This is a genomic window from Microcoleus sp. OTE_8_concoct_300, assembly GCF_031383065.1.
Classification (GTDB): Bacteria; Cyanobacteriota; Cyanobacteriia; order Cyanobacteriales; family Microcoleaceae; genus Microcoleus.
This window is the reverse complement of the sequence record NZ_JANMZH010000176.1, coordinates 1-10,520: the sequence shown is the minus strand read 5'-3', so window position 1 is coordinate 10,520 and position 10,520 is coordinate 1. Positions and strand designations below refer to the sequence as shown.

Annotated in this window: 10 protein-coding genes, 1 tRNA gene and 1 pseudogene; 6 read left to right on the top strand and 6 right to left on the bottom strand. The window is 47.1% G+C overall.

What is annotated here, in order from left to right; genetic code table 11:
- Together ACUVJL_RS08480 and ACUVJL_RS08475 are read left to right on the top strand one after the other, a co-directional pair.
- A pseudogene (locus tag ACUVJL_RS08480) lies at nucleotides 1-114 on the top strand (IS1 family transposase); the annotation flags it as partial.
- A gap of 164 nt (nucleotides 115-278) precedes the next feature.
- Entirely contained in the window at nucleotides 279-1,082 is an 804-nt protein-coding gene (locus ACUVJL_RS08475) for a calcium-binding protein (RefSeq protein ID WP_445245437.1), read from the top strand.
- A gap of 200 nt (nucleotides 1,083-1,282) precedes the next feature.
- On the opposite strand, the gene ACUVJL_RS08470 is transcribed toward ACUVJL_RS08475, so the two are convergent.
- The gene (locus tag ACUVJL_RS08470; protein WP_445245436.1) at nucleotides 1,283-2,761 is read right to left on the bottom strand and encodes a hemolysin family protein; all 1,479 of its coding nucleotides are present in this window, start codon (nucleotides 2,759-2,761) and stop codon (nucleotides 1,283-1,285) included.
- Between the two features lie 68 nt (nucleotides 2,762-2,829).
- Nucleotides 2,830-3,522, bottom strand: a complete 693-nt coding sequence (locus tag ACUVJL_RS08465; RefSeq protein ID WP_445245435.1) for a hypothetical protein — start codon at nucleotides 3,520-3,522, stop codon at nucleotides 2,830-2,832.
- Nucleotides 3,523-3,707: 185 nt separating this feature from the next.
- Between ACUVJL_RS08465 and ACUVJL_RS08460 the strand changes: the two genes are divergently transcribed.
- Nucleotides 3,708-3,780, top strand: a tRNA-Ile gene (locus ACUVJL_RS08460).
- A gap of 482 nt (nucleotides 3,781-4,262) precedes the next feature.
- Here the strand turns inward: ACUVJL_RS08460 and pyrR are convergent.
- The 4 genes from pyrR to ACUVJL_RS08440 form a co-directional block, all read right to left on the bottom strand.
- Complete coding sequence (gene pyrR / locus ACUVJL_RS08455; protein WP_445245434.1) at nucleotides 4,263-4,796, bottom strand: bifunctional pyr operon transcriptional regulator/uracil phosphoribosyltransferase PyrR; 534 nt, start codon at nucleotides 4,794-4,796, stop codon at nucleotides 4,263-4,265.
- 270 nt (nucleotides 4,797-5,066) lie between these two features.
- Nucleotides 5,067-6,146, bottom strand: coding sequence for an adenosylcobinamide-phosphate synthase CbiB (gene cbiB / locus ACUVJL_RS08450; protein WP_445245438.1), 1,080 nt, complete (start codon nucleotides 6,144-6,146; stop codon nucleotides 5,067-5,069).
- A gap of 262 nt (nucleotides 6,147-6,408) precedes the next feature.
- Nucleotides 6,409-6,633, bottom strand: a complete 225-nt coding sequence (locus tag ACUVJL_RS08445) for a hypothetical protein (RefSeq protein WP_445245433.1) — start codon at nucleotides 6,631-6,633, stop codon at nucleotides 6,409-6,411.
- A 215-nt stretch (nucleotides 6,634-6,848) separates the two neighbouring features.
- Nucleotides 6,849-7,292, bottom strand: a complete 444-nt coding sequence (locus tag ACUVJL_RS08440; RefSeq protein WP_006635345.1) for an Rrf2 family transcriptional regulator — start codon at nucleotides 7,290-7,292, stop codon at nucleotides 6,849-6,851.
- 266 nt (nucleotides 7,293-7,558) lie between these two features.
- Here ACUVJL_RS08440 and ACUVJL_RS08435 point away from each other — a divergent pair, with 266 nt between their 5' ends.
- The 3 genes from ACUVJL_RS08435 to ACUVJL_RS08425 all read left to right on the top strand — a co-directional run.
- Nucleotides 7,559-7,948, top strand: a complete 390-nt coding sequence (locus tag ACUVJL_RS08435) for an AbrB family transcriptional regulator (protein WP_332957854.1) — start codon at nucleotides 7,559-7,561, stop codon at nucleotides 7,946-7,948.
- Between the two features lie 108 nt (nucleotides 7,949-8,056).
- Complete coding sequence (locus tag ACUVJL_RS08430; protein ID WP_445245432.1) at nucleotides 8,057-8,275, top strand: hypothetical protein; 219 nt, start codon at nucleotides 8,057-8,059, stop codon at nucleotides 8,273-8,275.
- 359 nt (nucleotides 8,276-8,634) lie between these two features.
- Nucleotides 8,635-10,520 (top strand): cache domain-containing protein (locus tag ACUVJL_RS08425; RefSeq protein WP_445245431.1); only part of this gene is annotated, 1,886 nt, incomplete at its 3' end.

Below are 10,520 nucleotides of genomic sequence, written 5' to 3'. Positions count from 1 at the left end.
CAACGTGTTTCTCGGATCGTAAGAAAAACTCTTTCATTTTCTAAAAAGTTAGAAAACCATATTGGTGCTATTTGGTATTTTATCCATCATTACAACTATGTCTTGAGCCAATAAATATCTAATCACTACATATTTATTACTACCATAATCCTCTTATATTTAAAGGATTAAATACCCCGAATGGTGTCCCGCTTTCCCTGGAGCCAAGCAAAGAAGACCATTTCCCTGCTAGCTCTAAAGATACACTAGCAGGAAGCACGCGGTCTGTTACAGAATTGATGGTACCCGCATACACGCTTGGAGTTAATTATGCTAACCCTAGCTCTCCTGACTATACGGGAATTACCAAGTTGGATCTAAAAGTATTGGCAGATGTAGGGTACAACATTGATTCGACTCTGGCTGGAATTAATTTAATGCCCATTCCGCTGACAGCACCAGATATCAAACATCCGTTGAGTCCGGGAAAATTGGGTGTTTTGATCGCAGGAACGAAGGCAGCAGACAGTATCACAGGCGGCCTTGGAAATGACACGCTTGCTGGCGGCCCTGGAAATGATACTGTCACTGGAGGTAGCGGAAATGACTCTTTGTATGGAGGTCTTGGCAATGATACTCTCACTGGAGATAGCGGAGATGACTCTTTGTATGGAGGAATTGGCAATGACAGGCTGCTTGGCAGCCCTGGGAAGGACCACCTTTTTGGAGGTCTTGGCAATGACACTCTCATGGGAGGTGATGGCTTTGATATCCTTCGCGGTGCAGGTGTAGATTCAGCGGGAAGAATTGGATTTGGTGAAGTGGATTTCTTGTATCATTCTCCCGGTCAGAACTCATTTGTTCGATACATTGTTTATGAAAATGGCGTTAATTTCTATGTGGGCAACGGTGCAAATGACTATGCACAAATTATGGACTGGCAGGAAGGAGATAAAATCACAGCTGCAATGGGTACTACTCTCAAAAAGGTGGGTTTGGATACTCATCTTCTCTACAAAGGAGATTTGATTGCAAAAGTTATAGGATTTGAAGTCCCTCCCACTGCTATTGCTTATGGAGTATCTACACCAGTAGTGGTTTGATATCAATTCTGGCTGCCCTGGAATGATATAGAGGAAACGGCAGTGCCGTTTCCCTACGGCGATTAATTGTAGGGAAACGGCACTGCCGTTTCCTAATTTTGGCTAATAATTCCCATGCAACCGGAATTGAGATAAGGCATGAAAACAAAAGATTTGGTATGAGTAGTTGTGCTATTTCGATCGCCCTCCCCATCCAAATCTTAACTCGAAAATTTCGCCACACCTTTCAACCCGCTATTCTTTCGACCTTTTCCCGCAACTTCCCCATCCGCTGCTGCAACTGCACTCAAAGCTCGATCGCCCGCCGCCCCTTCCAACAAATGGATTTGAATTTGATCCAACCGCGGCCCGCACACAGAAACAACCGTAAGTTCCACACTTTCTGTGCGCCAAACTTCCCCAACAGCCGGCATTCTTTGCAAATGATAGCTCAGAAAACCTCCGATTGTCTGATATTCGTCAGTTACTGGCAAATCCAAATTCAATATTTGATTCACATCATCTACATTTAACTGCGCTTGCACTAAAAAAGTGCGATCGTCCAATACTTGCAAAGCAATTTCTTTACTGTCGGACGACTCGTAGCTGCGGCCGATAATTTCCGCAATCAAATCCCTCAGCGTGACTAAACCGGAAATGCCGCCAAATTCATCAACTACGATCGCAATTTCTTCCGACGAACTCTGCATCAAAGGCAGCAGTTCCCCCAGCAGCATCATCTCCGGCACAAACCTCACCGAACCCATCCAAGTTACAATTGGCGTATCGGGAGATAGCAAACCTTGAGCTAGGGGTTTGGCAAGTTGTTTGAAGTCAATAATGCCGATAATGTCGTCTAAAGAATCTCCCGTCACGGGATAGCGGGAATGGTGGGAAATCGCCATTTCGTCGAGCAAAGTTTGAAAGGTGGCCGTCTTCGGAAGTGCGACAATACTCGGCCTGGGCACCATTACTTCTTCTACCCAAACTTCGCCAAATTCAAACACGTTGTTGAGCAATTCTCGCTTTTCTGCTTCCAAGCCGCTTGATTCGCTCGAGGTAGCTATAATTAATTGCAGTTCTTCGGGAGTAACAGGCCGGTGCCTTAGGTCGTATTCGATGCCCGCAAACCGCAAGAGCGATCGAGTTGATTGATTGAGCAACGACACAAAGGGATTGAACAAACGGGAGATCAATAAACTCGGAGGTCCTAAACTTCTGGCTAGCTGTTCGGAATACAGTAACGCTACAGATTTGGGAAAGAGTTCGCCGAGTACGATTTGCAGGTAAGCTAGCAACAAAAAAGTTACTATTGATAGGCTAAAAGAATGGGCGATCCCAGACTTGATGTAAGTTGGCAGCGGCAAATAGCCGATCGCAAATTTGACTAGCACGGCAATCGTATCTTCTCCAATCCAGCCGATAGCTAAACTAGAAACAGTGATGCCCAACTGCATTGTCGAGAGCAATCGCTCGATACTTTGCTGCAAAGATTGCACAGTTTGAGCTGCCACATCGCCGCCATCCACTAACTGATTGATGCGCGATCGGCGTACCGTCACCATCGAAAACTCAGCCGCCACAAAAAAAGCATTAATCGCAATCAGCAACAGCACTGACAGCAACCGCGACAGCACCTCTGTCAAAGTCATCGCGGGTAAATCAGATATCTCCTGCACTCTCGCCCCTAAAAGTGACACAATGCTCCCTAAAACAACTTTCTCGATCGAACCTGAGAATCCGTCAGGAGGTTTTGTCTCCTTTTATCTTACTTCGCCACTGGAATCCCAGATATTTGCAACTGCAGTTTTTGACCTGGATAATCTGTCAGTGTCAGCGAAACTTCTTTAGCATTTTCCAGCAAAGCTGTGGGAATACTCACCGTACCGTAAAACACCTGCCCGTTGGGGGGGAGTTCCGCCGGCAAATCTTCGGCACTCGCGCTCAGGGCCCGGCCGCGATCGTCAGTGACGTTCAAGAAACTGTAGAGAAACCTCACAGGTTGGGAGCCTTCATTTTTCATGCTCACGTCTAGCAGCATGGAATTGCTGCGCTGACTGGACGCGCTCACTTCCAAGGTTATTCCCCCGTCGCGACTGTTCAGGGGAAACTTGGCGCTGGGATTTTGCGCCACCGATTTTTTGGCGGTGGCTGGTTTAGAGCTTGCCTTGTCTGCTTTAGTATTTGCTCGAGCCCTTGTTTTGTCTGGATCGCGACCTTCTACCCGCGCTTTGACGGTTGTGAGAATGTCTTTTTCTTTCAAAATGCTCACTTGGTCTTGGGTAGCCTGAGTTCCCTGCTTGCCGCTGCCAGCATTGTTGCTGGGGCGAATATCGGGTTGAGTCGTTCCTTTCAAGGCTTCCCGACCTATAGTAAATCCCCAAACAGAACTCGTCACACCTGCTCCAAACATCAGAGCGAGCAGAATTAGAGTCAGCACTACCGTCGAATTCACTGCCATTGCCTATAAGTTTATGCCGAGTCCTAGAAACTGCTTTGTCGGGTCGATCGGCTCGCCGTCTAGTGGCTAACAGGCGATCGGGACTCAGCAGATCTAAAGATTTTGATTTTTGTTCTCTAGTTCTAGCACGGACTGAGAAATTATGTTATTATTCATTATTAGTTAGATCGAACAAATCGATTTAACGGCAGTTGGCCGAGCGGTTTAGGCAGCGAACTCATAATTCGCCCCAGGCAGGTTCAACTCCTGCACTGCCGATTTAAAATAAATCAGGACGCTCCGCGCGCTGGCTAAAAACCAGGTTTCTTCGCAGATACCAGTCCTGGGCGCATAGGGGGCTAAGCTGTCGCGCATTTAAATTGTATATTCAGGGCGGGCGGGACGCCCACCCCACAAGACTTTGATTTTTTTTTGACATACAATTTAAATGCCGCAACAGCTTAGAAACCCGGTTTCTACGAAAATTTTGCGACCAGTAACGAAAAATATACGAAGAAACCGGGTTTCTGAGGTCGCAAGTGCGATCGCGAACTACACACTTGGTCGATCGACTCGCTCCTGAGATCGCACTGCACTCGGAAAATTCTTATTGCGATCGTTGGTCAACGATATCATATCAAATCCGTTAGCCTCGGAATAGTAAATTCGAGTTCACTGTTGACTGTTCACTGTTGACTGTTCACGGCGTCAACCGTCAACCGTCAACCGTCAACATCATTCCGGTGTAACCGGAAATGATATCAACCCTTAATTAACTCCACTCCGTCGCGCCCGTCGAGCTCTTGAACGTAAACCTTAACTTGTTCTTCCTTTGCAGTCGGCAACTTTTTACCCGTAAAATCCGGCTGAATCGGTACTTCTCGGTGGCCGCGATCGACTAATACCGCCAACCAAATTTTCTCCGGCCGCCCGTAATCGTTTACCGCATTCAAAGCCGCTCGAATCGTTCTGCCTTTATATATAACGTCATCTACCAACACCACGGTTTTGCCCGTCAAATCGAAAGGAATTTCTGTTTTAGCCGGTGTCCGCATCGCAACTCGATCCAAGTCATCTCGGTAAAACGTAATATCCAAAGCACCCACGCATACTTTGACTTGTTCGAGGACTCCTATTTGATCTGCCAACATTTGAGCTAAAGGCACTCCTCTACTATGAATTCCCAACAGCACTAACTCCGAGGGGTGCCCTGATTTTTCGACAATCTGGGAAGCGACGCGGGTGAGAGTGCGCCTCACTTCATCCGGCGATAAAATTTCGATAATTTTAGTCATTGCTTGCTGCGAGCTAATTGTTGGCTGTTGGCGGATCGAACAATTTTTGATTTTTGATTTTTGATTTTTGATTGACTTGACAGATGAATCTGGGGGTTTGAACTAAGGTCAAAACTTTTTTTTGCTTCTGTCGGTGGCTGATATCTGTCGAATGCTGGAGTTACCCTGAACGGATGAAAAGCAGATGCCCAGATTGCAATGCGGCAGAGCGCGAACAATGACAGAAATACGTTATTTATGCCTCCTGGACTGTTCGGGTGAGGTCATCAGTTAGCGACTCAAAGATAATAAGGTATAAAAAAGCAATGATAGTCCCAACCAAATCAGAAAGCAATACCGAGTTAATTGCAATGCTTGGCCAATTTGCTGGGCTGCGATGGGGTGAATCGGCTCGCCTAACAGCGGTTTGTGTTTGAGAACTCCACGATAGGAATTTGTACCTCCTAGTTGCACTCCCAAGATGGCGGCGTAGGCGCACTCGCTCCAACCGGAATTGGGACTGGCATCTTTAACAGCATCTCTCTGACAAATCTGCCAAATGTAAATCGGTTTGCCAGATATAAGCGCTAAAGTAATCACTGTTAGCCGGCAAGGAATCCACGTCAGCACGTCTTCGAGTTTGGCGCTAAACCATCCTAAATCAGTGTATGGCGCTTCTTTGTAGCCGACGGTAGAATCTAATGTGCTGGCTGCTTTGTAAGCCATCGCCAAGGGGACGATCGCACTTGCCCACATCGAGTTAGGATCGATCTGGCGATCGGTAACACTTAATAATAGATGCGGCAGAGCGAACCCAACTAAGGCATAAAATAGCGGTGCTGTCACACCATCGACTGCATTCTCTGTTACAGTTTCTAACAATGCTCGCAGAATTTCTGGCGAGGATAAGTTTTCGGTATCCCGACCGACGTAAAGGCTCAACCGTTCTCGCGCCTTGACTACATCTCCAACATTTAAAGGTGCTAACACGTCTACCGCAGCCGCCCTCAAACTGCGACCGGCAAAACAGCTTGCCAGCAAAATGGTCTGTAGGGCTATACCTAAAAGAGGATGCACCCAACTAGCAGCTTGGATGATCGACCAACTGACAGTATAACTGCCTAGAATCAGCCCGATCGCTAGTATTGTACCAGCACATCGTAGCAGCAGTTTGTGCCGATCGCCAGCGGGACGATCGCCAGCAGTAGGCATTTTCCCTGGGGGATTATTCCATATATTAAAGACAAATCGAGTATAGCGGTCGATCGCCCAACCCATCGCCTGCACCGGATGTGGCCAACCCCAAGGATCGCCGATCGAATAATCTAATACCGCAGCTAAAATCAAAACAGGAAATTCATCCGGCATCATTATATATTGTGTCAAACTTGATAGTCCGTCAATCGATTTGAGATTTGAGATTTGAGATTTGAGATTTGAGAATTGAAGAAAGAGACCCCACCGATCAATCCGGGGGCTTGCTCACGGCAGCGAGGAGCTTTTTTCTCGCTCCACGGATGAATCCGGGGACCCGAACCATCTTCCTTAATTGTCAGAGCAGGAGCGCTCGCAATGGTAGCGCAGGTTTTAACTACTCCTACCCTTGCGGACGCAAGATTTTTGATCGGCAATTTTAACTGCTGAGATTACTTTCGTCGCGGAGCAAGTGTAGGTTCTCCTCCCAATTAACACCGTCAAAGGGTAGGATCTGAAAGTGTTGGATGGCATCTGAGTCAAGACAGCGGACGTTGACATCGAATTGCTCGGGATGCGATCGGGGGCGATAGAACGAGTGAATGCCGCAAATTCGGCAGAAAGTATGTTGAGGAGTTCCTGTATTAAATGTATAGGTTGTCAAAACATCTTCGCCACGCTCGCAAGGTAAAACGTTCCGGCGGCACAATGAGGTGCAAAAATCCTTTCTTTTTACAGATTGAGCAGTTGCAATCAGATGCTTCGTGTTTGTCAACGGCGACACGGAAGCGGACAGCTCCGCAGCGTGTGCCGCCAAAGTAGGTAACAAGTGTTGCGTCCATGTGTGCTTGCTGCCGATCGAATGAATGAACTTACCATTTAAATGATAAAGCTAGTTTCTTCCCCAAGAGCCGCTTGCCAACTGCGGACATCATAGTATAAGTCTTCGAGGGAAATACTGTACAGCGCTTCGGCAAGTTTTTTGTGTAATCGGTTCCACAAACTGAATGTTACCCAGTCCTCTGCTTGCGTCGCGTCGGGAAAATGTCGAGGTAAAGGTTCAATAGTTTCACCTACAGCCTCTAAGATTTGTCCTAAAGAGATTTGAGCGGGCTGGCGGGCCAATTGATATCCTCCTTGAGAGCCCCGAACAGATTGGACTAAACCGGCTCGTCGCATTTCAATCAGCAATTTTTCTAGATACGGAGCCGGTAACTCCTGTCGCTTCGCTATCGATTTCACCGATGTCGGACCAAAGCGAGGTTGCAAACTTAGATCCAGTAGTGCTTTGACACTGTAGTGTCCGCGTGTGGTTAACTTCATGGGATTTTAAGAGCGGGGCAAATATTCAGCTAGCTGATAGCTGATAGCTTATGCTACCGAGTTTAGAGATTGCTCGCCGAAGCTGCAGCTACTCCTCAAGAAAGACTGCACGTTGTTAAAAATATTTAGATAATAGTGGTTAACAATTGAGCTGATCGGTGTAATATGGTTTTACGACCAGCTATAAAGCTAAAGTTTCTTGGCCTGCGCCAAAAACCAACCGAGAAAAAATCCGTACACCAGTTGAATATTTCAGGACTCAGTAAATGGCTAAAAAGAAAAATATCGAACCCCTTGAAGGCGAAGGTCTGATCAAAAAGGTCAAAGACCTAGAGAACCTTACCAAGGAAGAAAAAGCTAGAGCCTGTGGCTACTACACCGTTACCAAGAACGGCGTTGAACGGGTCAACATGATGAAATTCCTGAATGCGCTGATTGATGCAGAAGGCATTCAGCTAGACGGGAAGCAAAACGGCAACGGACGCGGCGGACGCTCAGCCAGCTATCGGATTAGCGTTCAATCTAACGGCAACTTACTGATTGGAGCCGCCTACACGAAACAAATGGAACTCCAGCCGGGAGATGAATTTGAAATCTCTCTGGGACGCAAGCACATTCACCTGCGCCAAATCGATCGAGAAGAAGAAGAATCCTAGGCCTTTACGACTTGCTTTGACTTCCAGCTTGAACTGGTTGGTTTGACTTCAAGCATTGACGGAAAGCACAGAGTTGGCTCTTTCATCTTTCTGTGAGCCTAAAACAGTATGGCTTCTATAGATGGCAATGGCTCGACAAAAGCCACTGCCACCGCTTTATATTTTCCGAGAATACCTATTCTCGCCCCTCGTTATATCCGTTTGGAGAAGCGGGGGATTTTCCGCGTAGCTGTTGAACAGAAGTTCGGCAAGGAATTGTTTAGCGGATTTAAGGGATGTAACCCATGGATGTTCGGCAAGGGATTGTTTAGCGGATTTAAGGGATGATTTTGAGTTTCGATGGTCGAGGTTTGAGGCAAGAACCAGGTTCGGTTGAGGTACGAAACCGAACAAAGCAAGAAAATGGCGGAGGTATTCTCAGCCCACAGTGCGTACTACCAGTTAAAAAAAAAGAATGCAACTGTCGGCCAACTCCAAAGCACGAGCTTCCTCATTCACTCCCAATTATTTAATCTAAAATCTAAAATCTAAAATCTAAAATCTAAAATTGTATAAGTCTCGTGCTTGCTCCTGATTTGTGTGTGTGTGGGAGGTATTTTGATGGGAAGCCAACAGCCTCGATCGCCCGTAAGGGAAATTACAGGCTCCAACAGTTAAAGTGTTAGGGAGCAATTAGTCACCAGCCTATGCCCTTGCCCCGATTCGCGAGCAAAACTTCTCAACACCCAATAAAAATCCCCCTGCGTCACGTTCTAGTGGCCTCTTTTGTGCTGCAAATCGTCGCAGCAGTTGGGATTGTCGGGTATCTGTCCTTTCGCAACGGAGAAAGAGCAGTCCAAGAGCTCGCCCAGAAATTGATCGCGGAGACGGGGAAGAGAGTTGAAGAAAAGCTGACTTCTTTTCTCGAACCTATCCACTGGGTAAATCAACTTAATGCTGAAGCGATCGACCGTGCTGAATTAAACTTACAGTTAGAAAGGCCCCAGCCTCGGGGAGAGAAATTCCTCTGGCAGCAAATGCGATCGTTTAAAAGCATTGAGTGGATTTCCCTCGGTGCTGAAAAATCAGGAGAATATCTCGGCATTTGGCGCAACCCGAGCGACAACAGCTTGCAAATTGTCGCAGCCTCGAAGTCTACCAACTTTCACAGCACTTACTACGCTACAGACGGCAGAGGCACTCGCACCGCTAAATTAAAGGCACAACCGCCAACCTACGATGCCCGCCGACGCCCCTGGTACAAAGAAGCTGTCGCAGCTAACAAACCGATTTGGACGAGCATTTATCCGGGTTTTACTCCCGGGACTGTTTTTATTGCTGCCAGCCAACCGATTCGCGATCGAAATGGTAAATTGCTGGGAGTTAGTGCCGTAGACTTTTCGCTCTCGGAGCTTCAGCAATATCTCGATGGCATCAAGCTTAGCAAAACGGGACAAATTTTCGCCATCGAACGATCGGGCTTGGTGGTTGCCAGTTCGAGTCAAGAATCACTCTTTAGAAATATCTCCCGAAAGCAGCAACTGCAGCGGCTGAATGTTTTAGACAGCCAAACACCTGTCATTCGCACCGCAGCCGAGTATTTGTACGAACACTTCGGGGGCTTTGGTAACATTAAGCAGCAGCAGCAACTGAAATTTAGGCGACACGGGCAGGAATATTTTGTCGAAGTGCTGCCGTTTTCTGATATTTACGGTTTGAACTGGCTGATTGCCATCGCAGTTCCCAAATCCGATTTTCTGGGGGAAATTAACAGAAATACCCAGAGTACAATTTTACTTTGTTTAGTGGCGCTGCTACTATCGACAATTGCCGGAATGCTGACAGCTAGGTGGGTAACGCTGCCACTGCGGCGACTTAACGAAGCAGCTAAAGATATCGCCGCCAGAGAGTTCGATCGCGCTGTTGCTGTCAGTAGGCTTGATGAAGTCGGCGAATTAGCCGAGTCTTTCAACGAGATGGCAGCTCAACTGAAAAAGTCTTTTCAAGCTTTGGCAGAAAGTGAAGAAAAATTTGCCCAACTGGTAGAAAATTTGCCCGTTGGAGTCTCGGCGATCGATCCGCGCGGCGCAGTTATTTTCATGAATTCGGCGGGAGAGCAAATATTAGGTAGGGGAGAAATGCCCGATGCCACCGCACAAGAGCTACCACAAGCTTATCAAATTTATATAACAGGCACTAATCAACTGTACCCGGCGGAGCAAATGCCGTTTGTGCGGGCTTTGAGTGGCTTCGAGGTGATTGCTGAAGATATGGAAATTCGCCGAAACGGGCAAAAAATTCGTTTGGAAGTGCGAGCGCTGCCGGTGTTTGACGGTGCGGGCAATATCCTTTATGTTCTTAATGTTTTTACAGATATCACGGCTCGCAAACAGGCAGAGCAAATATTGGCTGACTACAACCGCACCCTCGAAATTGAAGTAGTCGATCGCACGATCGAGCTAGCCTCGATCAATGCCCGCTTGCAGGTCGAAATTGAGGAACGCCAGCAAGCTGAAAAAATTATCCGTCAAGAGCGGGACTTTAACTTAAAGATTATCGAAAATTCTCCGATTTTTTTTGTGGCGATCGACTC